This window comes from Isoptericola halotolerans, assembly GCF_013149785.1.
Lineage (GTDB): Bacteria > Actinomycetota > Actinomycetes > Actinomycetales > Cellulomonadaceae > Isoptericola > Isoptericola halotolerans.
In genome coordinates this window covers 398,539-422,804 of the sequence record NZ_JABEZU010000001.1, presented here as the reverse complement: position 1 = coordinate 422,804, position 24,266 = coordinate 398,539, and the positions used below count along the sequence as shown (strand labels likewise).

Below are 24,266 nucleotides of genomic sequence, written 5' to 3'. Positions count from 1 at the left end.
GTCACAGCACGCCGATCCCGCCGGGACGTGGCCGCCGAGGGGGCGGCCACGTCCCGCGCCCGTGCCGGTCACACCACGGTCAGCGCTTCTTCTTCAGCGCCTTCTCGCTCACCGGCGCGGCACCGCTCGCGCGCCGGGTCGCGTAGTACGCCCGCGCCTCGTCCTGCCGCTCGGCCTCCGCACCGGAGGCGATCTTGGCGCGCAGGTGCTCCTGCCCGAAGCCCCAGGCGTCCACGAGGTCGACGGCGTGCGGACGCAGGCGGAGCAGCAGCCGGTCGACGTAGCCGGTGACCGTGCGGGCCCGCTGGTCCGAGAGACGGCCGTGCAGCAGGTACCAGGTGAGGTTCCGCTCGATGACGGTCAGCCCGAACACGTCGCGCACCCAGGTCATGACGCGACGGGTGGCCGGGTCCTCGATGGAGCTCAGGGCGTCGGTGAACGCCTCCCAGCGCAGCAGGTCCGCGTGGGCGCGGGCCGCCTCGACCAACGCCACCTGGTTCTCGTCGAGGATGCGGGCGGCCTCGGCGGGTGCCGCCTTCTGCGCGGGCCGCAGGGCCATGGCCACCTCCTCGACCATCGTGGCGACCCGGTCCGCGAGCAGCTCGCGCTGGGTCTCGGCGTCGCGCAGGTGCCCGGCGGCCCGGCGCGGGTCCCCGACGTCGGCGAGCGCCTGGGTGACACGGCGCAGACCGGTGCGGTGCAGGGCGGCGTCCGCGGCACGCTCCACCACGAACCGGGCCATGCCTGCGGGTGACTTGGTGGCCCCCTTCAGCTCGCGGCCGTAGTCGCCCACCAGCCGCTTGGCGACGAGCTGGGCCAGCACCGTGTTGTCGCCCTCGAACGTGGCGTAGACGTCCAGGTCCGCACGCAGCGAGGTGATGCGGTTCTCCGTGAGGAAGCCGGCACCGCCGCACGCCTCGCGGCACTCCTGCAGCGTGTCGAGCGCGAAGGCCGTCGACGTCGACTTCAGGGCGGCCGCCGTCGTCTCCAGGTCCTCGCGGTTCTCGGGGGTGTCGTGCTCGCCGGAGAAGACGTCGTCGAACAGGTCGAGCAGGCGCTCGTTGGCGAAGTGCCCGGCGTACGCCTCGGCGATGCGGGGGAACAGGCGGCGGCGGTGCGTCGCGTAGTCGAGGATGACCATCTCATCGACCCCCGGACCGGCGAACTGGCGGCGCTCGGCCCCGTACTTCACGGCGATGGCGAGGCCGATCTTGGCGGCGTTGACGGCTGACCCGTCCAGGGAGACCCGGCCCTGGACGAGCGAGCCCAGCATGGTGAAGAAGCGGCGACCGGGGCTGTCGATCGGCGACGAGTAGGTGCCGTCGGGGGCCACGGAGCCGTAGCGGGCCAGCAGGTCGGCGCGCGGGACGCGGACGCCGCTGAAGTGCAGGCGACCGTTGTCGATGCCGCGCAGGCCGCCCTTGAGGCCGTCGTCCTCGCCACCGACGCCGGGGAGGAAGGGCCCAGCGGAGCCGTCCGCCAGCGTCTCGCGGATCGGCACGTAGAAGCAGTGCACCCCGTGGTCCACGCCGTTCGTGATGAGCTGGGCGAAGACCGTGGCGGCGGTGGCGTGCTGGGCCGCGTTGCCGAGGTAGTCCTTCCAGGCGCCGCGGAACGGCGTGTCGAGGACGAACTCCTCCGTCGCAGGGTCGTAGGTCGCGGTGGTGCCGATCGAGGCGACGTCGGAGCCGTGCCCGGTCTCCGTCATCGCGAAGGCGCCGGGGACCGTGAGGTCCATCGCGGCCGGGAGCAGCCGGTCCTGCTGCTCGGGGGTCCCCAGGTGCAGGATCGCCGCACCGAAGAGTCCCCACTGGACGCCGGCCTTGATCTGCAGCGACGGGTCGGCCGCGACCAGCTCGGAGAAGCAGGCGAGGTTCGCGCCGGGCTGGTCGAGGCCGCCCATGCGCTCGGGGAAGGCCAGCCAGGAGAGCTTGTCCTCCTCGGCGACCATCTCGCGCATCTGCTCGAGGGTGCGCTCGCGGTGCTCGGCCGGCGTCAGCGTCTCGTCCTTGTGGAAGCGCGGGTCGCCGGCGCGGGCACGGGCCGCGCGGCGGTGCTCGGGCCACCGGCCCAGGAGCAGCTCGGACAGCCCGCCGACGTCGATGCGCTCGTCCGCGCTGCCCGGGGAGGTGGCGCTGTCGTGCTGGGCCGTACGGTCGGACGTCGTCGTCATCAGGACTCCTGCTTCTCGGTGGGGGTGGTTTCCGTCGTCTCGGTGGCCCGGTCCGCGGTGCCGTGGTGCAGCACCCCGACCGGTCCGTTCCAGAGCCAGGTGGTGATCTGGTCGGTGAGCTCGTCCCGGGTCAGGCCCGCGGCGAGGGTGTGGCCGAGCCACCACTCCCCCGTGCCCCGCACGAACCCGACCGCCCCGGCGGCCCAGGCGGCCGCCGTGGACTGCGGGACGCCGGCGGCCTGGGCCGCCGGTTCGGCGACGAGCGTGATGACCGAGTCCAGGTAGGCGCCGAGGGCCTCGGCCCGACCGGAGGTGCCGTCGTCGGGGCCGTTGCCGCCGATGGCCGTGCGGGTCACGAACCAGTAGACGTGGGGTGAGCGCTCGATGGTCTGCAGGTAGACGCGCACCATGGCCCGCAGCGCTGCGTGCGGGGTGGGTGCCTCGTGGGCGGCCTCGGCGAGCTTGCGGTGCATGCCGGCCACGACGGCCTCCGCGACGGCGAGCCGCAGGCCCGCCTTGTCGTCGAAGTACCGGTAGAAGATCGACTTGGAGGTTCCGGCGACGGCGGCGATCTCGTCCATCGACGCGCCCGGGCCGAGCTCGTGGATCGCCCGGCGTGCGTCGCGCACGAGCGCGGTCCGCCGTTGGGCGCGGTGGTCGTCCCACCGGGTCGAGCGGCCGTCGGCCCTCGGGCCGGCCTGGGAACCCTGCGCTGCGACCGTCATCGGCCACCCCCTGTGACTCGTCTCACGAGAATCAGAGTATCAGGTACTGTGAGTACTACCTGAAATCGTCGGAGTGTAAGGAAGCACGCAGTGGCTACTCGCCAGCAGACCCCCGCCCCCGCGGCCGGCGCCCGGCCGGACGTCCGCGACGCCGTCGTCGTCGGCGGCAACCGCATCCCGTTCTCCCGCGCCGGCAAGAAGTACGCCGACGCCTCGAACCAGGAGATGTTCACCGCAGCGCTCGAGGGCCTCGTCGCCCGCTTCGGCCTGCAGGGCGAACGCCTCGGCGAGGTCGTCGGCGGCGCCGTCCTCAAGCACTCGCGCGACTTCAACCTCGTCCGCGAGTCCGTCCTCGGCTCCTCCCTGTCGCCCACCACCCCCGCCTTCGATCTCCAGCAGGCCTGCGCCACCGGCCTCGAGGCGACCATCAACGTCGCCAACAAGATCCGGCTCGGCCAGATCGACTCCGGCGTCGCCGGCGGCACCGACACCGTGTCCGACGCTCCCATCGCCGTCAGCGAGGGCCTGCGCCGCGCGCTGCTCGAGGCCCAGCACGCCAAGACCTGGCAGGCCCGCGCCAAGGCGCTCGCCACGATCCGCCCCGGCGACCTCAAGCCGATGGCCCCCGCCACCGACGAACCGCGCACCGGCCTGTCCATGGGCGAGCACCAGGCGATCACCACCGCCCGCTGGGAGATCTCCCGCGAGGCGCAGGACGAGATCGCGCTCGCCAGCCACCAGCACCTCGCCGCCGCGTGGGAGTCCGGGTTCTTCGACGACCTCGTCACCCCGTTCCGCGGCCTGACCCGCGACGACAACCTCCGCGCGGACACCTCGATCGAGAAGCTCGCGAGCCTCAAGCCGGTGTTCGGCCGGTCCCTCGAGACGCCCGCCACCATGACCGCCGGCAACTCCACCCCCCTGACCGACGGCGCCTCCACCGTGCTGCTCGGCTCGCGCGAGTGGGCCGAGTCCCACGACCTGCCCGTGCTCGCCCGGTTCGTCGACGCCGAGACCGCCGCCGTCGACTTCGTGCACGGCCACGAAGGCCTGCTCATGGCGCCGGCGCACGCCGTGCCGCGGCTCCTGGCCCGCAACGGGCTGTCGTTCGACGACTTCGACTTCTTCGAGATCCACGAGGCCTTCGCCTCCACCGTGCTGACCACGCTGGCCGCCTGGGAGGACGCCGACTACGGCAAGAACGAGCTCGGCCTCGCCGGGGCGTTCGGCACCGTCGACCGCAGCAAGGTCAACGTCAACGGCTCCTCGCTGGCCGCCGGCCACCCGTTCGCCGCCACCGGCGGCCGGATCGTCGCCACCGCCGCCAAGCTCGTCGCGCAGCGCGCCGCCGAGACGGGCGAGCCCGCCCGCGCCCTGATCTCCGTCTGCGCCGCCGGCGGCCTCGGGGCCACCGCCATCGTCGAGTCCGTCTGAGCCGGGAAGGAAACCGATGACCGACCGCTACACCCAGGCCGTCAACTCCGGGTTCACCAAGACCCTCGCCAAGAAGCTGGGCCTGCCGCGCCCGGCGATCCTGCGCCGGTACCGCGCCGGCGACCCGCTCACCGTCGGCCCTGTCCTCGTGCTGTCCGACGGCGCCTCGAAGGGTGACGCCGACGCGCTCGCCCAGGCGCTCCTCGGCTGGGACCTCGACGTCCGCCGCCAGCCCACCGACGACGTCCGCTGGGGCGCCGTCGTCCTGGTGCTCACCGAGGCCGCCGCACCCACCGACGTCGCCGAGACCGTCCTCGCCGCCGGCTCCGTGCTGCGGCGGCTGGCCGGCAACGGGCGCGTCGTCACCGTGTCCCGCGCCCCCGCCGACGGCGACTCCCCCGCGCTGGCCGCCACCCGCAACGGCGTCGACGGGTTCCTGCGCTCGGTCGCCAAGGAGCTGCGCGCCGGAGCCACCGGCAACGGCGTGGTGCTCACCGACGGCGCCGGCGTGGACTCGACGTCGGCGCTCGCGACCTTGCGCTTCTTCCTGTCGGCCAGGAGCGCGTACGTCGACGGCCAGCTCCTGCGCGTCGGGCCCACCGACGCCACCACGGGGTCCGAGACGACCGGCCGCCGCCCGCTGGAGGGCGAGGTGGCCGTCGTGACCGGTGCCGCCCGCGGCATCGGCGCGTCGATCGCCAAGGTCCTGGCCCGCGACGGTGCCACGGTGGTCTGCGTGGACGTCCCCGCCGCCGGGGAGGCGCTGGCCGCCACCGCGAACGCCGTCGGCGGCACCGCGCTGCAGCTCGACGTCACGACGGACGACGCCGGGGAGCGCATCCTCGCTCATGCCCGCGAGCGCCACGGTCGCCTCGACGTCGTCGTGCACAACGCCGGGATCACGCGGGACAAGCTGCTGGCGAACATGAAGTCGGCGCAGTGGGACTCGGTGGTCGCCGTGAACCTCGCCGCGCAGCTGCGGATCAACGAGACGTTGCTCGCCGCCGGGATCGAAGGGCTGCGCATCGTGTCGCTCGCCTCGACGTCCGGCATCGCGGGGAACAAGGGGCAGACGAACTACGGGTTCTCCAAGGCAGGCGTCATCGGGCACACCCGGGCCACCGCGGGTCTGCTCGCGTCGAGCGGGGGCGCCGCCAACGCCGTCGCCCCCGGCTTCATCGAGACCGAGATGACGTCCCGCATCCCGTTCGCCACCCGCGAGGTGGCCCGCCGGCTGCCGACCCTCGCGCAGGGCGGACGGCCGGTCGACGTCGCCGAGGCGATCGCGTTCCTGGCCTCCCCGGCCGCCGCGGGGGTCAACGGACAGGTGCTGCGGGTCTGCGGGCAGCACCTGGTGGGCCAGTGACCGCCGAGCCGCTGCGGACCGGCGACGGCACCGCCCTGCACGTCGAGACCCAGCCGAGCCTCCCCGGGCTCGGCGGCCTCTACGCACGGGGCGCCGCGGCGTCGGGCCGGATCGCTGCCGGGCGCGCCCTGCCGGGGCTGCCGGGCATCGGTTCCGGTCGCTCGGACCACGACCCCGGTGCCGCGACCGACCTCGCCCTGCCCGAGGTCGCCTACCGCGTCCCGGGTGTGACGACCACCGGCCTCGCCCGGCACCTCCACGAGTACCAACGCCTGCTGCACGAACCGGTCGGCGACACGTTGCCCGCCGGGTACCTGCACGTGCTGGCGTTCCCGCTGGCGACGGCCGTCATGGTGCGCGGCGACTTCCCCCTGCCGCTGCTGGGGATGGTGCACCTGGCCAACGCCGTCGAGCTGCGCGGGCCGGTACGGGTCGGCGACGTCCTCGAGGTGCGGGCGTGGGCGGAGAACCTGCGCCCCCACCGGCGCGGCGTGCAGGTGGACCTGGTGTCCGAGGTCTGGGCGGAGAGCGGGGCCGACGGCGGGCAGCCTTCCTGGCGGGGGGTGTCGACCTATCTCGCCAAGGGCTTCGAGCTCCCGGACGCGCCGACCGGCGACGAGTCACCCCGCGCCGACTGGCACCCTCCGTTGCCCACCGGCCGCTGGGCGCTGGGTCCCGGCACCGGCCGCGCGTACGGCGCGGTGTCGGGCGACCGCAACCCCATCCACCTGTCGGCCCTGTCCGCGAAGGCCTTCGGCTTCCCCCGGGCGATCGCCCACGGCATGTACACCGCCGCCCGCGCGCTGGCCGACGTCGGGCACGTGCGCGGCGACGCCTACCGCTGGACGGTGGAGTTCGCCAAACCGGTGCTGCTGCCCGGGACGGTGGACGTGGCGATCACCCCGGAGACGGACGGGTTCGCCTACGTCGGGTGGAACGGACGCCGGCGGCTGCAGCACTTCTGCGGGACGGTCACACCCCTGTGAGGCTGCCGAGCAGGAGGTTGCGCCCGCTTTGGGCCGTCAATGCGGGCCCAACCTCCTGCTCGGCACCGTCGTAGGGTCGGGGCATGGATGCCCTGCACGAGCTGACCGCCGTCGAGCTCCGCGACCGGCTCCGGGCCGGCGAGCTCACACCCGCCGAGGCGACCGAGCACTTCCTGGCGCGCATCGCGGCCCGCAACGCCGAGCTCGGCGCGTTCTCCCTGGTGACTCCCGAGCTGGCGCGCGAGCGCGCCGCGACCCTCGGCCCGCCGTCGGGCACCCTGTGGGGCCTGCCGACCGCGGACAAGGACCTCTTCGCGCGCGCCGGCGTACCGACCGCGTTCGGTTCGCGGGCCCTGGCCGGGTTCGTCCCGGAGGTCTCCGACGGCGTGGTGCTCGACCTCGACGCCGCCGGCAGCGTCAGCCTGGGCCGCACCACCGCCCCCGAGCTCGGGTTTCCCGCCTACACCGAGCCGCTCGCCGGACCGGTCGCGCGCAACCCGTGGGATCTGGGACGCGGAGCGGGTGGGTCGAGCGGTGGCGCGGCCGTCGCGGTGGCGGCCGGGATGCTGCCCTTCGCCCCGGGGTCCGACGGCGGCGGGTCGGTGCGCATCCCGGCCGCGGCCTGCGGAGTGGTCGGGCTGAAGCCCTCGCGGGGGCTGCTGCCGTCGGGATCGGGGGTGGAGTCGGCGGGCGGGCTGGTCACCAACGGCCCGCTCGCCCGCACCACGGCGGACACCGCGCTGCTCCTGGAGGGCATGCTCGCCCGCGACCCCGGCGGCGCGGTGCGGCGCCCGTTCACGCTGCGCACCCCGGCCGAGCACGCCGGGGCCTACCTTGCTGCGGCGCAGCGCGGCGAGGTCGCGGGGCGGGATGAGGACGGCGGCCGGTTCCGGCTCGGCGTCAGCACCTGGTCGGCCTGGGACGACTACTACGACATCACCGTCGCCCCGGACGCGACGGCGGCCCTGGAGGCAGGGGTGGCGGCGCTGGCCGGGCTGGGTCACGAGCTCGCGGACCATGTCTGGGACCCGGCGCCGGAGTACGGGGACGCCTTCCGCAGCCTGTGGATGGCCGGGGCGTCTGCGGTCCCGATCGACGACCCCGCGGCGTTGGAGCAGCTCGAGCCGCTGACCGCCTGGCTGGTCCGTCGGGGTCGCGAGGTGCCGGCACGCGAGCTGGTCGAGGCACTGCGGGTGCTGTCCGCGTTCGAGCGGCGGATCATCGCCGGGCTCGGTTCCCTGGATGCCGTCATCACCCCGGCGCTGGCGATGACGCCGCGGCCGGTCGGCTGGTTCGACGCCGAGGACCCGGACCGCAACTTCGCCCAGCAGTGCCAGTACACGCCCTTCACGTCCTGGCTCAACGTGGCCGGGCTGCCGGCGATCACCGTCCCGACGCACTGGACGCAGGACGGCCTGCCGATGGGCGTCCAGATCATCGGTCGCGCGGGCGGCGAGCTCACGCTCCTGGCCCTGGCGGCCCAGCTCGAGGACGTGCTGCGCTGGCCGGAGCGACGCCCGCCGACCTGGTGACCCCGCCGGCCCGCTCAGTCGGGGACGGTCGGCGACGACCCGGCCGCGAGCTGACGGAGCTGGTCGCGCAGCACGTCCACCGCCTCCGGACCGAGGCGGTCGGCCCACCGGGCGCTGAGCCGCTCGCTGGCGGCGGTCGCGGCCCGGCAGTACTCGGCGCCCGAGGCCGTGAGGGACACCCGCCGCGCGCGCCGGTCCTCGGGGTCGGGCGCGGTGCTCACGAACCCTTCCTCCTCGAGCTCGCGCACGACGCCGGTCATCGCCTGCCGCGTCACGCCCGCTCGGGCGGCGAGGGTGCTGATCGTGGTGCCGTCGGGGTCCAGGTGCACGAAGACGGGCACGTGGACGCGGCGGATCTGCGGGTACCCCTGGCCGGCCACCTCCGCGAGGGTTGCCGCGACGACGGCGTCGGCCGCGGTCAGCAGGAGGAAGCCCAGGTCGTCGCGGGCACCGGCGGCCAGCCGGGCGAGCGTCTCGTCGTACAAACTAGGCAACTCCCTTGACAATATGCGCAAGCCGATTGACGATAAGGCTCCAGTCTACGACGGAGGACCCCGATGAGCATCGACGCCTCGCACCACCCCGCCCTGGGCACCACCCTGCCGCCGCTGGGGCTCGTCGCTCCCGACGGGCAGCGACGCACGCTCGCCGACGTGCTGGCCGGGCGCCCCGCCGTCGTGCACTTCATGCGCTCGGCGACGTGCCCGGTCTGCCTCGCGCACGCGGCCACGGTCCAGCGCATGCACGACGCCGGGGAGCTGCACGGCGCGGCGTTCCTGCTCCTGGCCCCCGGGTCCTCCCCCGAGGCCGCCACGGCCGCCGGGCGCGCGGCGCGCCGGGCACCGCTGGCCGAGGTCTGGGCCACCGGCGACCACTCCGACGTGGGACTGCAGAAGATCGCCCTGCTGCAGCACAGCGGCACGTTCGTGGTCGACGACGGCGGAGCGGTGCGCTCGGCCCGCACCTCTGCCCTGCCCGTGTCGAGCTTCTCGGCGGACGAGGTGCGCGCGGCACTCGCCCCCCGCTGACGCGAGATCGGAGGGTCAGGCGTCCTCGGGCAGGCAGCCGAAGGCCTCGTCGCGGCCCGGGCCGGCGGTGGCCAGCAGCCCCTCGAGGCCGGAGCCCTCCGGCACCGGGCGCGGGTCGTCCACCACGATCCACAGGCCGTCGACGACGTCGTAGCGCGCCCGGGGCCCCTCGGTCACGAGGGTCCGGACCGCGGCCACGAGCCGCTCGACCTCCTCGCCGGCCGTGCCGACCCCGACCGACGAGCGGACCGCGCCGGCGCCGTACCCCAGGCGGGAGAGCAGCGGGTGCGCGCAGAACCGGCCGTCCCGCACCCCGACGCCGTGCTCGGCGGACAGGTAGGCCGCGACGTGACCCGGCTCGTAGCCGTCGACGGTGAACGTCACGACCCCGACGGCGTCGGCCGCGTCGGGCCACAGCCGCACGATCTCCACACCGTCGATCGTCTCGAGCCCGGCCACCAGGCGGCCGCGCAGCACGTTCTCGTGCTCGCGCAACGTCTCGCCGTCGACGTCGGCGAGCGCCTCGCAGGCGGCCGCGAGCGCCACGGCGCCGAGCACGTTCGGCGAGCCGGCCTCGTGCCGGGCGGGGCCGTCGTGCCACTCGGTGCCGTCCACGCGCACGCTGCGCACGGCGCCGCCGCCGGCCAGGTAGGGGGTGCCGGCGTCGAGCCAGTCGCGCCGGCCGACGAGCACCCCGGCGCCGAACGGCGCGTACGTCTTGTGCCCGGAGAAGGCCAGGTAGTCGACGCCGGTCCCGGCCAGGGAGAAGCGGCGGTGCGGCACGAGCTGGGCCCCGTCGAGGAGCACGCGCGTGCCGACGGCGTGGGCCGCTGCCACGATGTCGGCGACCGGCAGCACCTCGCCGGTGACGTTCGAGGCACCGGTCAGGGCGAGCAGCGCGTAGGGCCGCCCGGACGTGGCACCCGCGGTCAGCTCGTCACGCAGCGCGACGACCGTCTCGGCGGCCGTGGCCCGGCCGGTCAGCACGGTGGCGTCGGCGCCGCGCTGCCAGGGCAGGAAGTTCGCGTGGTGCTCGACGTCGAGGACGAGGACGCGGCCGGGGGCACCGTCGTCGGAGGTCGGGAGGCAACCGGCGAGCAGGTTGAGCGCGTCGGTGGTGTTGCGCACGATGAGCGTCGCGTCGTCCTCGCGGGCACCGACGAACGCACCGATCGTGCGTCGCGCCGCCTCGTAGAGGGAGGTGGAGACCTGCGAGAGGTAGCCGGCGCCGCGGTGCACGGAGGCGTACAGCGGCAGCGTGCGGGTGATGCGGTCGGCGACGGCCTGCAGCGCCGGGGCCGAGGCGGCGACGTCGAGGTTCGCGTACGGCACGCGCCGGCCGTCGACGAGGGGGGCGAGCGTCTCGTGCCCGACGACGGGCAGCAGCGGGGCGAGGTCCGCGACGGTGGCGTCCGTGCCCGGACAGGCGGGGTGCTCGGTGAGCGTGGTCATGACGTCCTCCTCGTTCGTTCGGGGAGGGGCCTCCCCGCGCTTGCCGGACGCCGGTCGGCGCCGTGCCTGGTCGTCACCCGGGGCACCCCGCCGCGAGGGGAGGGTTGCCGGCCAGCGAGCCGGGGCTTCGCGCTGGCGCTCATGACCTGTCGTCATGGTCACCAATCGACACGGGCGGTGTCAACAGGTGGGCTCCATGTCTCATCATCTGGTATGGATAGGATCGATCGGAGATCGATGCGGGGGGACGGGATGCTCGACGGCCTGGCACGGGCACTGGAGGGTGCGGACCCCGCGACGGCGCGCCGGATCGCCTTCGAGGCCGCCGACGACGACGCCCTCGCGACGCTCGCCCGGTACGCGGCCGACGGCGACGAGCTCGCCGTCGAGCTGCTGGTCGAGCTCCTCGACGACTCCGGCGTGGTCCGGCGTTTCGTACGAGCCGCCCTCCTCGACGAGAACGACGTGGACGACGTCTCGCAGGACGTGCTGATCTCGGTGGCGACGTCGATCCACGGCTTCGCCGGGACGTCCAGGGTGACGACCTGGGTGCACAGCATCGTCCGGCGCCGCGTCGTGGACCACCTGCGCCGGCGCCGCGCCACCACCTCCCTGCCCGACGACGACATCGGCCCCGGGGAACGGATGAGCTCGATGCTGGCGACACGCGCCAGCGTCCGGGACGCCCTGTCCGGCCTGCCGGAGATCTACCGCGCACCGGTGGCGCTGCGGGACATCGATGGTCTCACCTACGCGCAGGTCGCCGAACGGCTCTGCCGCCCGGTCGGCACCGTCAAGGCCCAGGTCTCCCGGGGTCGCGCGCTGGTCGCGGCCCGCCTGGGGGAGATGTGACGGGCGCGTCACGGGTCGGCCGCTACCGTCTGGGGATCGTGCTCGGCGCCGGTTCCTTCGCCACCGTCCACGCCGCCCGGGACGACCGGCTCGACGACGACGTCGTCGTCAAGGTGCTCGCGGAGAACCACAGCATCAACCCCGAGGTCCGCGAACGGTTCATCGCCGAGGGTCGCGCGCTGCGGCGAGTCCGGAGCCCGCACGTGGTCGCCGTGCACGACATCGGCGAGTCGGCAGGTCAGCAGCCGTTCCTGGTGCTGGAGCGCGCCGACCGGGGCACGCTCCGGGACCGGGTGCGACGCCTGCGCTCGAGCGGGTGGACGGCGTCCGTCGACGACGTGCTCGCCGTCGCCCGCGGCCTGACAGCGGCCGTCGAGGCCGTGCACCGCGTGCAGATCGTGCACCGGGACCTCAGCCCCGGCAACGTGCTGCTGACGTCGGCAGAGGCCACGACCGCGGCGCCCGACGAGACACCGCACGGCACCGCGCCCGGACGCGTCGTCGCCCAGGACGAACGTCTGCTCGTCGCCGACCTGGGCATGTGCAAAGACCTGGCGGTCAGCTCCGGGCTCACCGTGGCGGGCGGCACCGAGGGCTTCCGTCCGCCTGAGCAGTCCGCCGGGCCGGGACGCGTCGACACCAGAGCCGACCTGTGGGCCATGTCGGCGCTGATGCGATGGCTGTGCGACGGCGCCGAGCTGCCCGACGCGCTGGACGACGCCCTGCACCGCTCCCTGGCCGCAGACCCCACCGACCGGCACGACGACGCCGCACAGTGGCTCGCCGACGTCGAGCGCGCGCTCACCCCACCACCCGTGCCGCGCCCACCACAGGACGCACAGCCCGTCGCTGCCGCCCCCGCGCAGGACGCACCGGACGCACCGCCACGGCGGCGACGGACGGTCCGCGTCGCCGCGACGGCATCGACGGCGGCACTGGTCGCAGGGCTGACGCTGGGTGCGCTGCTCGGCCCCGGCCCGGCGCCACCGGACCGGACCGATACCGTCCGGGTGGCGATCGAGGGGCCCACGCAGGTCTCCGTCGGCGAGACAGCCACCTTCGTGGCCGACGTCGCGGGGACCGAGCACTGGGTCTGGGTGCTGCCCACCGGTCAGTACGTGGCCGACGAACCGTCGATCACGCTCACGCCGGCGTCCACCGGCCAGGCGCGGGTACGCCTCCAGACTCGCGACGGCGACCGCCCGCTCGAGGCCGATCTTCCCCTGCGGGTCACGCCATGACCAGCACCGACATCATCGAATGACATCGGCGCGCCCCCGCATGCAACTTTTCCGGGCTGCTCGACGACCCACCAGGTGTCCACCGATCAAGGAGAACGCCATGCGCACCATCACCCGACTCGTCCCGGTCGCCCTGCTCGCCTCGCTCAGCCTGTCCGGCTGCGCGCTGTTCGGCACCGAGGACGCCACGTTCGAGGGCGAGGCCGTCCAGAGCAGCACGCAGCCCGAGACCGACGGGGCACCGTCCGATCCCGACACAGACGACGAGGGCGACGACGTCAGCGACGACGACGCCGCGACCCCGGCGCCCGAGAACGACACCACCGCCGACGCCTCCCGGACGGATGTCATCGGCGTGACGCCTGCCGACCCCGACCAGGTCGTCGCCGACGCGACCTTCACCCTCCCCGGCACCGACGACGACGTACGCGTCGGCATCGAGTCGCTGACCACCGACGGCAGCACCACCGAGCTACGCCTGGTCCTGACGCCCCAGTTCGTGGGCAGCGGCAACGGCCTGTCCTCGGTGTACACCCTGCTGGGCACGGACAGGCCGCAGCTCGTCGACCGCGCCCACCTGAAGACGTACCAGCCGATCCACCACGCCAACTGGCACGACGCCGAGGCGGCCCAGGGCGAGTCGATCGGGTTCCAGATCTTCTTCGCGGCCCCCCAGGACGACGTCTCGGCCGTCGACGTCCAGATCAGCAGCTCGTGGCCCGTGTTCGACGACGTCCCGCTGACCTCCGGGGAGTGATCCGCGTGCCCGCGCACAGCATCCACCTCGCCGCCGCGCTCACGTTGGCGTTCGTGGCCTCCACCCCGTCCACCGCGGAGTGGCCCACACCGGAGGAACTGGGCTTCGAGGACCCGACGCCCCGGGAGATCGCCCAGTCGATCGTCGAGTGGTCCGACCCGGGCCGCTCCGTCACCTCCTGGGCAGACCCCGCCCGGAGCGTCCACGAGGTGCAGACGGTCGAGCAGGAGGACGAGGAGACGGTCGTGACGCTGTCCTCCGACATCCTCTTCGACCCCTCGGAGTCGGAGCTGTCCGACGACGCGGTCCGGCGCGTCGGCGAGCTGGTCGCCGACATCCCTCAGGACGCCACGGTGAAGGTCCACGGTCACACCGACACGGTCGACACCGCGGAGTTCAACCAAGGGTTGTCCGAACGGCGCGCAGATGCCGTCGCCGCAGCGATCGAGCAGGCCCGGGACGACCTGGACCTGGACGTCGAGGGCTTCGGCGAGAGCCGGCTCAAGGTCGACGAGCGCGGCGACGAGGACGCAGTGGCCGAGGCCCGCGAGCAGAACCGTCGCGTCGAGCTCCGCTACGAGGGCTGACCGCGGTGTGCACCCGACCCGGTGCCCAGCCTGCGAGACGGACTGTCCATCCAACGGACGCGGTGTCGTACGATCGCCCTGACCATCCCGAGCGGCCGAGTGACGTGGCACGTCGACGCCGCAGCAACCCGCGGGGGCCTTCAGCCCTCGGACGCGGTGCTACCGCCACGACCGATGGGAGGAGTGCCATGACCGCACCGATCGAGGCCCGCCCCGCGCAGGGCTACGCCGGGGACATCACCCCGCAGCAGGCCTGGGACCTGCTCTCCGCCGACCCGGACGCCGTGCTCGTCGACGTCCGCACCGACGGCGAGTGGCGCACCGTCGGCGTCCCCGACGTCACCGGGCTCGGCAAGGACACCGTCTTCAGCCAGTGGGTCACCGCGGACGGTCGGCCCAACCCCGCGTTCCTCGCCGAGCTGGAGACCGCCGGCGTCGGCCCCGACAAGCCGGTCGTCTTCCTGTGCCGCTCGGGGCAGCGCTCCATCGGTGCCGCCCGCCTGGCCACGTCCGCCGGCATCGGGCCGTCCTACAACGTCCTCGAGGGCTTCGAGGGCGCACCCGGCTTCGGCGGCGTCCGCGACCAGCAGGGCTGGAAGGTGCGCGGACTGCCCTGGGGCTCCTACGACGAGGCCACGGCGTGACCGGCGCCGAGGTCCCCACCGGGCCCGGCGCCGACGCCACCAGGCCGGGCGGCTCCGGCCGTGGCCCGCTGCCCGACGGCGTCCGCCCGGCCACGCTCGCCGTGCGCGGCGGTCACCGCCGCTCCGACTTCGAGGAGATGTCCGAGGGCCTCTTCCTGACGCAGGGCTACACGTACTCCTCGGCCGCCGACGCCGAGGCGGCGTTCGCCGGCGAGACCTCGCGCTTCATGTACTCGCGCTACGGCAACCCCACCGTGCGCACCTTCGAGGAGCGGCTGCGCCTCATCGAGGGCGCCGAGGCCTGCTACGCGACCGCCAGCGGCATGTCCGCGGTGTTCACCACGCTGGCGGCCCTGGTGTCCAGCGGTTCACGCATCGTCTCCGCCCGCGCGCTGTTCGGCTCGACCAACGTCATCTACGACGAGATCCTCGCCACGTGGGGCGTGCAGGTCGACCTGGTGGACGGACACGTCCCCGAGCAGTGGGAGCAGGCCCTCGCCACCCCCGCCGACGTCGTGTTCTTCGAGACGCCGTCCAACCCCATGCAGGACCTGGTGGACGTGCGCCGCGTGGCCGAGCTCGCCCACGCGGCCGGCGCCGTCGTCGTGGTCGACAACGTGTTCGCCACGCCGATCCTGCAGAAGCCGTTCGCGCTCGGCGCCGACGTCGTCGTCTACTCCGCGACCAAGCACATCGACGGGCAGGGGCGCGTGCTCGGCGGGGCGATCCTCGGGTCCGAGGAGTTCCTCGCCGGCCCGGTCCAGACCTTCCTGCGGCACACCGGGCCCTCGATGAGCCCGTTCAACGCCTGGGTGCTGCTCAAGGGGCTCGAGACCCTCGACGTCCGGGTGCGCGCCCAGAACGCCGCCGCCCTGCAGGTCGCCACGGCCCTCGAGGGCCGTGCGGAGATCGCGCGCGTGCTCTACCCGTACCTGCCCTCGCACCCGCAGCACGAGCTCGCGAAGGCGCAACAGACCGGAGGAGGCACCGTCGTCACCTTCGAGCTCGCCGTGCCCGACGGCGCCGGGCCGGACGAGGCGAAGAAGCACACCTTCGCGTTCCTCGACTCCCTGCGGATCATCGACCTGTCCAACAACCTGGGCGACGCCAAGTCGATCATGACCCACCCGGCCACCACCACGCACCGCAAGCTCGGCGCGGAGGGGCGTGCCGCCGTCGGGATCACCGACACGACGGTGCGGCTGTCCGTCGGGCTCGAGGACCCGCTGGACATCATCGAGGACGTGGAGCAGGCGCTGCGGGCCTGATCACTCCCGGAAGGCCTCGACGGCGCGCTGCAGCGACACGACCAGCGCTCCGGCGACCAGTTCCACCTCGACCTGCGGGGCCTCCTCCCGGACCCTTCGCTCGAACTCCCGCACCACCTCGGCCAGGCGATCGACCAGCTCGTCCCGCTCAGGGTCCCAGGCGTCCGCGCGCAGCACCGCGGCCGTGGACCGCAGGGCGTCCACCAGGGCCGACCGCAACGACACACCGAGGTCGATCGGGGCGGTGACGTCGACCAGGAGGCCCAGCACCTGTTCTACCGAGGCCGCCGCCGTCTCGAGCTCCCGGGACCGGACCTCCTGGCCCCTGCTCCAGCGACGGTGACGGCGCACCCGCACGTTGGCCCGGCCCGCCTCGCGGATCCCCTCGACCGCCGCACGGGTCCGGTCGAGCGTCCCGTGGACCGCTCGGCGGCGGAGGTCCCAGGCGTCGACCACCAACGCTCCCGGCTCGTCCAGGTCGTCCGCCAGATCCTCCATCTCGTCGGCCAGGACGTCGCTGAGCTGCTCGAGCGCGTCCTCTGTCAGCCTCAGCGGCAGCGGAGGCAGCGCCAGGTTGATCGCGACCCCGACCGCGGCACCCGCCACGACGAGACCGGCGAAGGACCCCACGTACTCCAGGGCGTCGACGTTGCCGAGGATCAGCACGAAGATCGCCGACGTCGCGACCCAGCTCCCCATCTCGCCGAAGCCCCGCCAACCGGAGATGAGGAGCGAGGCACCCACGACCAGCGCGACCGACAGCGCCCCGGGCGACAGGAAGACATCTGCCGCCCGCGCGATCCCGGCGCCGACGAGCAGCGCCGCGGTGACCTGGACCGAGTCCCGCACGGACCGCACCAGGGTGCTCGTGGTGGCGATGACCGCGCCGAGCGGCGCGTAGTACGGGTAGTCGGACAACGGGGCGGGGGCGAGGACCCCCACGAACCATGCGATGCCCGCGGCGAGCGCGCCCCGGCTCGCCAACGACCAGCGCGGGTGACGCAACCACGTCCGGTGCACCCTCGCCAACGCTCTGACCACCTTGCGTCGGTCCATGCTGTCCGCCACCTCCCGGTCCAGCCCCCGCCGTCCCTGAGCTGATGGTGGGCGCGGCGGGCGTCCGCCGCACCCGGAGACCGGACGAGGAGCATGCGCCGGCCGTCAGCGCAGGGCGCGATGCTCGGCCGGGACGCCCGTGACCCGGCCGAACCAGCCGCTCACCCGTGGACGGTGACCGAGCGCCTGTACCGCGAAGAGGTAGCAGGTCACCAGGCACATCACGAGGATCTCGCCGCCGTCCTCCAGGATGATCATGACGGTGTTGAGCCACCGCCCGTGCCCGGACGTCAGCGAGTGCAGGTAGTCCATCCCGACGCCCGCCACCGCCAGCGCGGCAGCCAGGCCGAACAGCACGGCCGAGATGGATCTCGTCCCGGCCGGCGCGACCAGGTGGAGAACGACCAGCGCGACCCCGACCACGAGGGCCAGGGCGCCGAGCCAGACGATCTCACCCAGCGCGTTGCGCACCCCGAGCGACGGTCCGAGCACGGCGCCGAACCGTTCGTGGAGCTGGAACCAGTCGTCGACGAACAACATGCCGAACCCCAGCGCCCAGCCACCCATCACCGGGGCGCGCAGGCGCCACATCAGGGCGAGGCAGAGCGCGACGCACCAGATCGTCATGATCATGAAGAAGACCTCGCCGTACCCGCGCTCACGACCGAGGGCGAAGTCCACGTCACCCGGGACCCGGTACTGCCGGAACCCGACGTGCGCCACGACGAGGATCGCGAGCGTCCCCCAGCACATGGCCAGCACGGTGGCGGCCGGTCCGCGCCGGACGCCGAGCGTCTCTGCGACGCGCCGGACGTGCTGCATGCCCATTCCCCCGGGTGCGTTCGTGGATCGTCTCAGTGCTGGGCGGACGCTACCGGGCGTTCATGAGACGACGATGAGAGGACCGTCGGAATGCTCGGCCCCGCGGCGAGCGTTCACCGGTCTGATGACTACCTCGCCCGCCCTCTCCGTCCTGGACCTGGTACCGGTCCGCACCGAGCAGTCGAGCGCCCAGGCGCTGGCTTCCTCGATGGCGCTCGTCGAGCGCGCCGACGCGCTCGGCTACGAGCGCTACTGGTTCGCCGAGCACCACAACATGGCGGCCGTCGCCGCCTCCACGCCGCCGGTGATGATCGCGGCCGCCACCGCCCGCACCTCCCGGATCAGGGTCGGCTCGGGCGGCGTGATGCTGCCGAACCACGCCCCGCTGGTGGTCGCCGAGCAGTTCGCGGCGCTGGAGGCCCTCGCTCCGGGACGGATCGACCTCGGCATCGGCCGGGCACCGGGGTCCGACCCGGTGGTGACGGCGCTGCTGCGCTCGTCCGGGCCGACCTCGGACGTGGACCGTTTCCCCGACCACGTGCAGAACATCCAGTCGCTCATGTCCCCGGACGGTGCCCGGCTGCGGCTCACCGACGGCAAGGTGTACGACGTGCACGCGACCCCGGCGGCCGACTCGGCACCGACGCTGTGGCTGCTCGGCTCCAGCGACTACTCGGCGCGCCTCGCCGCCGAGCTCGGCCTGCCGTACGTCTTCGCCAACCACTTCTCGGGAGCGGGCATGGACCAGGTGCTCGCCCTCTACCGGGACGGCTACAGCCCGTCGGCCGAGCACCCGGAACCGCGGACCTTCCTCACCGTGAACGCGGTCGTGGCCCCGACGCGCGACGAGGCCCACGAGCGGGCGCTCCCCCAGCTCCGCGCGATGGCTCGGCTGCGCACCGGCAAGCCGATGGGGCGCAGCGAGACGGTGGAGGAGGCACTGGCCACGCCGTTGGACGGTCTCGGCCAGCAGATGATCGAGGACATGCGCGGCCGGTGGCTGATCGCCACGCCCGACGACGCCGCCGCCGAGATCCGCCGGCTCGCCGACCGGCACCAGGTCGACGAGGTGATGGTCGTGCCCGTGGCCGGCACGTACGCCACCGAACCCCTGGACGCGACGCCCGGCCGGGTGGCGACGCTCGAGCTGCTGGCCGAGGCCATGGCGTGATGCCCGGGCTGGCACCGGTCACCCCCTTCGCGTCCGTGCGCCGCGCGGACAACCCGGGCCCGATGACGCTGGACGGTACCCGCTCGTACGTGCTGCGCGCACCGGGGGCGCCGAGCGCCGTCGTGGTCGACCCGGGGCCCGACGACGCCGTCCACCTCGGTGCGCTGGCCTCCGGTCCGGTCGAGCTCGTCCTCGTCACGCACCGGCACGCCGACCACACCGCCGGCTCGACCGCCCTGCACGCCATGACCGGCTCCCCGGTGCGGGCGGCCGACCTCGCCCACTGCCACGGCGCCTCGGCCGCGCCCCTGCGCGGAGGCGAGGTGATCGAGGCCGCCGGTCTGCGGATCGAGGTGCTCGCGACCCCGGGACACACCGCCGACTCCGTGTCCTTCGTGGTCCGCGCGCCCGGCGAGGACCCGGTGGTGCTCACGGGCGACACGGTGCTCGGACGGGGCACCACGGTCATCGCGGCACCGGACGGGTCGCTGGGCGACTACCTCGCCAGCCTGGACGTGCTGGAGCGTGCTGGTGACGGCCGCCGGGGGCTGCCCGCGCACGGTCCGGTGATCGAGGACCTGGGTACCGCCGTCCGCGCCTACCGGGAGCACCGCCTGGAACGGCTCGACCAGGTCCGGGCCGTGCTGGCGGAGCTCGGGTCCGACGCCACGGTCGGCGACGTCGTCGCGCGCGTGTACGCGGACGTCGACGCGTCGGTGATCGGCGCCGCACGGCAGTCGGTGGCGGCCCAGCTCCACTACCTGCGCACCCTCCCGAGCACGGACACCTGAGGCCTGCCGCCCTGTCGGCACCGTGCGGCACGATGGGCGCATGACCACCGACGTTCGTCTGGGCATCGCCCACGTCCCCACGCACGCCCCCGAGACCCTGCGCGCGCTCGCCGAGGCGGCGGAAGCCGCAGGGCTCGACGACCTGTGGGTGTGGGAGGACTGCTTCAAGCAGAGCGGACTCGCCTCGGCGGCCGCGGCGCTCGCGTGGACCGACCGGATCCGGGTCGGTCTCGGGCTCCTGCCCGTCCCCCTGCGCAGCACCGCCGTCACGGCCATGGAGGTCGCGACCCTGGCACGCACCTTCCCCGGACGGTTCGTGCCCGGTGTCGGGCACGGCGTCCAGGAGTGGATGGGCCAGTCCGGCGTGCGGGTCTCGTCGCCGCTCACGCTGCTGCGCGAGCACACCGAGGCGCTGCGACGGCTGCTCGCCGGCGACGAGGTGACGACGTCGGGCCGCTACGTCTCGCTGGACGCCGTCCGGCTCGACTGGCCGCCGACGGAGCCGGTCCCCCTGTGGCTGGGCGGCGTGGGCCCGCGGTCGCTCGCGCTGGTGGGAGAGCTCGGCGACGGGTTGATCCTCGCCAACGCCCTGACGCCCGACGACGTGCGGGGGTCGGTGGCGGCGGCCCGGAGCGCCGCGCAGGACGCCGGGCGAGAGCTGACCGACGTGCACGCCACGCTCATCGCCACGACAGGGCCCCGCGCCCAGGAGCGGCTCGACGCCGAGCTGCCGCAGTGGGGTGCCGAACCGGGACGAGGGATCGGCGCGGCCGGCGACGCCGCGTCGATCGCTGCGGCGGTGCGGACGCTCGTCGACGCCGGGGCCACGGCCGTGGCGATCCAGCCGAGCGCCTCCGAGCCGGACCTGCCGGCGTTCGCACGGTTCCTCGGTGCCGAGGTGCGGCCGCTGCTGACGTCGGTCGGTTGACTCGGCAGTTCCAGCTCCGCTCGGCTGCTGGAGTTGCCGAGTGGAACCAGAACTGCCGAGTGATGCGTGCCGGAGCGAGGGCCGGGTCAGAGGTCCTTGCCGTAGCAGCGCTGGTCCGCCTCGGCGGCGTACCGGCCGTAGGACTCGATCGACGCGTACCCGAGCGTCTCGTAGAGCCCCATGGCCTCGGGCTGCGCGGTGCCGGTCTCCAGCACGAGGCGGCGGAACCCTGCCCGCCGCGCGGTGCGCTCCAGGTCGCCCATGATCGAGCGGGCGACGCCGTGACCGCGAGCCGCCGGTGCCACGAACACCCGCTTGACCTCTCCGGTCGCCGCGGGGTGCGTCGACGCCGGGCCGCGGTTGTCGCGCGTGCCGGAGACGTCGCGCACGCTGCCGCAGCCCACGACGGCGCCACCGAGCCGGGCCAGCACCGTCGTCACGATCGTGGCGGGGTCGATGACCTCACGTGCGTCCTCGTCACCGCCGTAGCGGCGTCCGAGGTCCGCGACCGCCTCCGCGCGCAGCGCGACGGCGTCGGGGTGGTCCCACGGCACCTCGCCGACCTCGACGGTGCTGGTGCAGGTCTGAGCCGTCATGCGTGGCTCATGAGGGGTTCCCTGCGCATGAACCCTGCGGTGCCTCGCTCCGGCACACCTCGTCCCTCGGCGCACCTCCGCGGGGGCTCCTCGTGCTCATGCGTGGACGAGGGACGCCAGCACCGAGGTGAAGAAGCCGAGCCCGTCGGTGCCCGCACGCTGCCCGGCAGGGCTGTCCGGGCCGAACCCTGCCTCGACGGCGTGCTCGGGGTGCGGCATGAGGCCGACGACGTTGCCCGCCGCGTTCGAGATGCCGGCGATGTCGCGGCGCGACCCGTTCGGGTTGCCCCCGACGTACCGGAAGGCGACGCGCCCCTCCCCCTCGAGCTCGTCGAGGGTGCGCTCGTCGGCGACGAACTGGCCGTCCTGGTTCTTCAGCGGGATGGTGATGTGCTGCCCCGCGGTGTAGGCGTTGGTCCAGGCCGTCTCGGCGTTCTCGACGGCGAGCACCTGCTCGCGGCACACGAAGTGCAGGTGGTCGTTCTTGATCATCGACCCCGGCAGCAGGTGCGCCTCGGTGAGGACCTGGAAGCCGTTGCAGATGCCGAGCACCGGCAACCCACCCTTGGCGGCGTCCACGAGGGCGTCCATCGCCGGCGCGAACCGGCTGATCGCCCCGGCCCGCAGGTAGTCCCCGTACGAGAAGCCGCCGGGCAGGACGACGGCGTCGACGCCCTGCAGGTCGCCGTCCGCGTGGAACAGCGACACCGGCTCACCACCGGCGAGGCGGACCGCCCGGGCGGCGTCGCGGTCGTCGAGCGTGCCGGGGAACGTGACGACGCCGATCCGGGCGCTGTCCAAGGTGGTGCTGGCGGAGCCGGCGCTCATCAGGCCACCGCTCCGGCCGACTCCTCGGAGGCGTCGGCGACCCGCACGACGTCCTCGATGACCGGGTTCGACAGCAGCGTCTCCGCGGCCTGGCGCGCGGCGTCCAGGACCTCCGACGTCACCTCGCCGTCGACCTCGAGCTCGAACCGCTTGCCCTGGCGGACACCGGAGAACTGGGTGAAGCCAAGACGCGGCAGCGCCCCGACCACAGCCTTGCCCTGGGGGTCCAGGATCTCGGGCTTGGGCATGACCTCGACGACGACGCGTCCCACTTCGGGCTCCTCAGGGGCTCAGCACGGGCCGTCGCTCCGGGTTCCCGGTCCGCGCGCGAGCGGTGCGTACGACGCGGCGCGAGACGGGGCGGGAGCACGACGGCGGGATTCCGCGGTCAGTCTACCCGCCGTCGGCCCGGTGCCGTGTCTCGCCCGACATCGGTGGGCGCCGCTAGGGTCGAGGTCGGACACGACCTCGAACACCCTGGGAGAACCTCGTGACGTCGACCTCTTCGCCCGACCCCTACCGGCCGCCCGACGACGCCGGCCCCGCGCGACCGGGGCCCGCGGACCCGTACGGCGCTCCCGGCACGACGCCGGCGCCGAGCAGCTCTCCCTACGGTCCGCCCCAGGGCGCCGCGCCCTACGGTCCGGCCCAGCCACCGACGAGCGGGCCGTCGCCCTACCCCGCGCCGCAGCAGCAGCCCGCAGGCACGGACGGTGTCGCCATCGCAGCCCTCGTGGCAGGGCTGCTCGGCACGGCGCTGCTCGCCGTCGGCCTCGGCATCGCCGGCATGGTCCGCACCAAGAGGTCCGGCCGCTCCGGGAGGGGCCTCGCCATCGCGGGCCTCGTGCTCGGCGTGCTGAGCACGATCGCCTGGACGCTGCTCGTGGCGTTCTTACTCTGGATCGTGACCACCGAGGAGTTCCAGGACGGCGTCCAGGAGGGCATCAACGAGCTCTCCCAGCAGTCCGTGGAGCTGGAGCCGGACCTGACGACCGACGCGCTCAGTGCAGCGCCGCGCCCGTGATCCGCTCGTACGCCTCGAGGTAGCGGTCCCGGGTGCGCCGGACGACGTCGTCCGGCAGCACGGGTGGCACGCCGTCGCTCGCGCGGTCCCACCCGGACGCGTCCGAGGTGAGCCAGTCGCGCACGAACTGCTTGTCGAAGCTCGGCTGGGCGCGCCCCGGCTCCCACGAGTCCGCGGGCCAGAAGCGCGAGCTGTCCGGGGTGAGCACCTCGTCGCCGAGCACGATCCGCCCGGCGCCCGCGGCGCCGTCGGGCACCACACCGAACTCCAGCTTGGTGTCCGCGAGGATGACGCCACGCTCGCGGGCGATCTCCTCGGCCCTGCCGTAGACCGCCAGCGTCAGGTCGCGCAGGCGAGCGGCGTCGTCGTCGCCGACGCGCCGGGCCACCTCGTCGAACGACACGTTCTCGTCGTGCTCGCCGACCTCGGCCTTGGTGGCCGGGGTGAAGATCGGCTCCGGGAGGCGCGAGCCGTCCACGAGGCCGTCGGGCAGCGGGATGCCGGTGACCTCACCGTTCGCGCGGTACTCCGCGAGCCCTGACCCCGTGAGATAGCCGCGGGCCACGCACTCCACCGGGAACATCTCCAGCCGCCGGCAGACCATGGCGCGCCCGACGACGACGTCGGGGACCAGCCCGTCCCCCGGCTCGGCGCTGGGCTCGATCGACACCACGTGGTTGTCGACGAGGTCCGCGAGCTGGTCGAACCACCACAGGCTCAGCTGGGTCAGGACCACGCCCTTGTCCGGGATGCCGGGGCTGAGCACGTGGTCGTAGGCCGAGACCCGGTCGCTCGCCACGACGAGGACGACGTCGCCCAGCGGGTGCACGCCGCCCAGCGCGGGCAGGTCCGGGGCGTACAGGTCCCGGACCTTGCCGGAGTAGACGTGCCGCCAGCCGGGCAGCGGGAGCGGGCCGCCGGCGAAGGCGTCGGGCGTGGTCGAGGGGCGCGCGTCGGTCACGGCGCCCAGTCTCTCACTGCCGCTCGACCGGTGACGTCGGCGTC

Annotated in this window: 25 protein-coding genes and 1 riboswitch; of the genes, 15 read left to right on the top strand and 10 right to left on the bottom strand. The window is 74.0% G+C overall.

What is annotated here, in order from left to right:
• Positions 1-79 precede the first annotated feature (79 nt).
• Both HDG69_RS02080 and HDG69_RS02075 read right to left on the bottom strand, forming a co-directional pair.
• Positions 80-2,173: an acyl-CoA dehydrogenase family protein gene (locus HDG69_RS02080; RefSeq protein WP_171782126.1), complete on the bottom strand. Its 2,094-nt coding sequence runs from the start codon at positions 2,171-2,173 to the stop codon at positions 80-82.
• Positions 2,173-2,898, bottom strand: coding sequence for a TetR/AcrR family transcriptional regulator (locus HDG69_RS02075; RefSeq protein ID WP_171782125.1), 726 nt, complete (start codon positions 2,896-2,898; stop codon positions 2,173-2,175). The genes HDG69_RS02080 and HDG69_RS02075 overlap by 1 nt, the downstream gene beginning before the upstream one ends.
• Positions 2,899-2,988: 90 nt before the next feature.
• Here HDG69_RS02075 and HDG69_RS02070 point away from each other — a divergent pair, with 90 nt between their 5' ends.
• From HDG69_RS02070 to HDG69_RS02055, 4 genes are all read left to right on the top strand, one after another.
• Positions 2,989-4,332, top strand: a complete 1,344-nt coding sequence (locus tag HDG69_RS02070) for an acetyl-CoA C-acetyltransferase (RefSeq protein WP_171782124.1) — start codon at positions 2,989-2,991, stop codon at positions 4,330-4,332.
• A 16-nt stretch (positions 4,333-4,348) separates the two neighbouring features.
• Positions 4,349-5,698, top strand: coding sequence for a 3-oxoacyl-ACP reductase (locus tag HDG69_RS02065; protein WP_171782123.1), 1,350 nt, complete (start codon positions 4,349-4,351; stop codon positions 5,696-5,698).
• Entirely contained in the window at positions 5,695-6,684 is a 990-nt protein-coding gene (locus HDG69_RS02060) for a MaoC/PaaZ C-terminal domain-containing protein (protein WP_171782122.1), read from the top strand. Before HDG69_RS02065 ends, HDG69_RS02060 begins: the two co-directional genes overlap by 4 nt.
• Before the next feature lie 83 nt (positions 6,685-6,767).
• Positions 6,768-8,216 (top strand): amidase, encoded by a 1,449-nt coding sequence (locus HDG69_RS02055; protein WP_171782121.1) that lies wholly within the window; start codon positions 6,768-6,770, stop codon positions 8,214-8,216.
• Between the two features lie 14 nt (positions 8,217-8,230).
• Here the strand turns inward: HDG69_RS02055 and HDG69_RS02050 are convergent, their stop codons facing one another.
• Positions 8,231-8,701 (bottom strand): MarR family winged helix-turn-helix transcriptional regulator, encoded by a 471-nt coding sequence (locus tag HDG69_RS02050; RefSeq protein WP_171782120.1) that lies wholly within the window; start codon positions 8,699-8,701, stop codon positions 8,231-8,233.
• A gap of 72 nt (positions 8,702-8,773) precedes the next feature.
• On the opposite strand from HDG69_RS02050, the gene HDG69_RS02045 reads away from it, so the two are divergent.
• The gene (locus tag HDG69_RS02045; RefSeq protein WP_171782119.1) at positions 8,774-9,244 is read left to right on the top strand and encodes a redoxin family protein; all 471 of its coding nucleotides are present in this window, start codon (positions 8,774-8,776) and stop codon (positions 9,242-9,244) included.
• Between the two features lie 15 nt (positions 9,245-9,259).
• On the opposite strand, the gene HDG69_RS02040 is transcribed toward HDG69_RS02045, so the two are convergent.
• Entirely contained in the window at positions 9,260-10,696 is a 1,437-nt protein-coding gene (locus HDG69_RS02040) for an aminotransferase class V-fold PLP-dependent enzyme (RefSeq protein ID WP_171782118.1), read from the bottom strand.
• Between the two features lie 31 nt (positions 10,697-10,727).
• Positions 10,728-10,843: riboswitch (SAM riboswitch) on the bottom strand.
• Between the two features lie 90 nt (positions 10,844-10,933).
• Between HDG69_RS02040 and HDG69_RS02035 the strand changes: the two genes are divergently transcribed.
• The 6 genes from HDG69_RS02035 (at position 10,934) to HDG69_RS02010 (ending at position 16,045) form a co-directional block, all read left to right on the top strand.
• Positions 10,934-11,548: an RNA polymerase sigma factor gene (locus tag HDG69_RS02035; protein WP_171782117.1), complete on the top strand. Its 615-nt coding sequence runs from the start codon at positions 10,934-10,936 to the stop codon at positions 11,546-11,548.
• Entirely contained in the window at positions 11,545-12,789 is a 1,245-nt protein-coding gene (locus HDG69_RS02030; protein ID WP_171782116.1) for a protein kinase domain-containing protein, read from the top strand. The genes HDG69_RS02035 and HDG69_RS02030 overlap by 4 nt, the downstream gene beginning before the upstream one ends.
• A 100-nt stretch (positions 12,790-12,889) precedes the next feature.
• Complete coding sequence (locus HDG69_RS02025; protein WP_171782115.1) at positions 12,890-13,546, top strand: hypothetical protein; 657 nt, start codon at positions 12,890-12,892, stop codon at positions 13,544-13,546.
• Positions 13,547-13,551: 5 nt separating this feature from the next.
• Complete coding sequence (locus HDG69_RS02020) at positions 13,552-14,133, top strand: OmpA family protein (protein WP_171782114.1); 582 nt, start codon at positions 13,552-13,554, stop codon at positions 14,131-14,133.
• Between the two features lie 188 nt (positions 14,134-14,321).
• A complete protein-coding gene (locus HDG69_RS02015) occupies positions 14,322-14,777 on the top strand; it encodes a rhodanese-like domain-containing protein (protein WP_171782113.1) in 456 nt (151 codons plus the stop codon).
• The gene (locus HDG69_RS02010; protein WP_171782112.1) at positions 14,774-16,045 is read left to right on the top strand and encodes an O-succinylhomoserine sulfhydrylase; all 1,272 of its coding nucleotides are present in this window, start codon (positions 14,774-14,776) and stop codon (positions 16,043-16,045) included. Before HDG69_RS02015 ends, HDG69_RS02010 begins: the two co-directional genes overlap by 4 nt.
• Here the strand turns inward: HDG69_RS02010 and HDG69_RS02005 are convergent, their stop codons facing one another.
• Both HDG69_RS02005 and HDG69_RS02000 read right to left on the bottom strand, forming a co-directional pair.
• Entirely contained in the window at positions 16,046-17,101 is a 1,056-nt protein-coding gene (locus HDG69_RS02005) for an FUSC family protein (protein ID WP_171782111.1), read from the bottom strand.
• 105 nt (positions 17,102-17,206) lie between these two features.
• The gene (locus HDG69_RS02000) at positions 17,207-17,923 is read right to left on the bottom strand and encodes a hypothetical protein (RefSeq protein ID WP_171782110.1); all 717 of its coding nucleotides are present in this window, start codon (positions 17,921-17,923) and stop codon (positions 17,207-17,209) included.
• A gap of 124 nt (positions 17,924-18,047) precedes the next feature.
• On the opposite strand from HDG69_RS02000, the gene HDG69_RS01995 reads away from it, so the two are divergent.
• Genes HDG69_RS01995 through HDG69_RS01985 form a run of 3 tightly spaced genes read left to right on the top strand, consistent with a single transcriptional unit; the run spans position 18,048 to position 20,813 of the window.
• Complete coding sequence (locus HDG69_RS01995) at positions 18,048-19,094, top strand: LLM class flavin-dependent oxidoreductase (protein ID WP_171782109.1); 1,047 nt, start codon at positions 18,048-18,050, stop codon at positions 19,092-19,094.
• On the top strand, positions 19,094-19,885 hold the full coding sequence (locus tag HDG69_RS01990; protein ID WP_171782108.1) for an MBL fold metallo-hydrolase: 792 nt from the start codon (positions 19,094-19,096) through the stop codon (positions 19,883-19,885). Before HDG69_RS01995 ends, HDG69_RS01990 begins: the two co-directional genes overlap by 1 nt.
• A gap of 40 nt (positions 19,886-19,925) precedes the next feature.
• Positions 19,926-20,813 (top strand): LLM class flavin-dependent oxidoreductase, encoded by an 888-nt coding sequence (locus tag HDG69_RS01985; protein ID WP_171782107.1) that lies wholly within the window; start codon positions 19,926-19,928, stop codon positions 20,811-20,813.
• Positions 20,814-20,899: 86 nt separating this feature from the next.
• On the opposite strand, the gene HDG69_RS01980 is transcribed toward HDG69_RS01985, so the two are convergent.
• The 3 genes from HDG69_RS01980 to purS form a co-directional block, all read right to left on the bottom strand.
• Positions 20,900-21,409 carry a GNAT family N-acetyltransferase gene (locus tag HDG69_RS01980; protein WP_171782106.1) on the bottom strand — a complete coding sequence of 170 codons (510 nt, stop codon included), beginning with the start codon at positions 21,407-21,409 and terminating at the stop codon, positions 20,900-20,902.
• A gap of 96 nt (positions 21,410-21,505) precedes the next feature.
• The gene (gene purQ, locus HDG69_RS01975) at positions 21,506-22,237 is read right to left on the bottom strand and encodes a phosphoribosylformylglycinamidine synthase subunit PurQ (protein ID WP_171782105.1); all 732 of its coding nucleotides are present in this window, start codon (positions 22,235-22,237) and stop codon (positions 21,506-21,508) included.
• A complete protein-coding gene (gene purS / locus HDG69_RS01970; RefSeq protein ID WP_171782104.1) occupies positions 22,237-22,509 on the bottom strand; it encodes a phosphoribosylformylglycinamidine synthase subunit PurS in 273 nt (90 codons plus the stop codon). The genes purQ and purS overlap by 1 nt, the downstream gene beginning before the upstream one ends.
• 218 nt (positions 22,510-22,727) lie before the next feature.
• On the opposite strand from purS, the gene HDG69_RS19505 reads away from it, so the two are divergent.
• The gene (locus HDG69_RS19505; protein WP_171782103.1) at positions 22,728-23,261 is read left to right on the top strand and encodes a DUF4190 domain-containing protein; all 534 of its coding nucleotides are present in this window, start codon (positions 22,728-22,730) and stop codon (positions 23,259-23,261) included.
• Here HDG69_RS19505 and HDG69_RS01960 read toward each other — a convergent pair.
• The gene (locus tag HDG69_RS01960) at positions 23,239-24,222 is read right to left on the bottom strand and encodes a phosphoribosylaminoimidazolesuccinocarboxamide synthase (RefSeq protein ID WP_171782102.1); all 984 of its coding nucleotides are present in this window, start codon (positions 24,220-24,222) and stop codon (positions 23,239-23,241) included. The two genes, HDG69_RS19505 and HDG69_RS01960, sit on opposite strands and share 23 nt — an antisense overlap.
• Positions 24,223-24,266 lie beyond the last annotated feature (44 nt).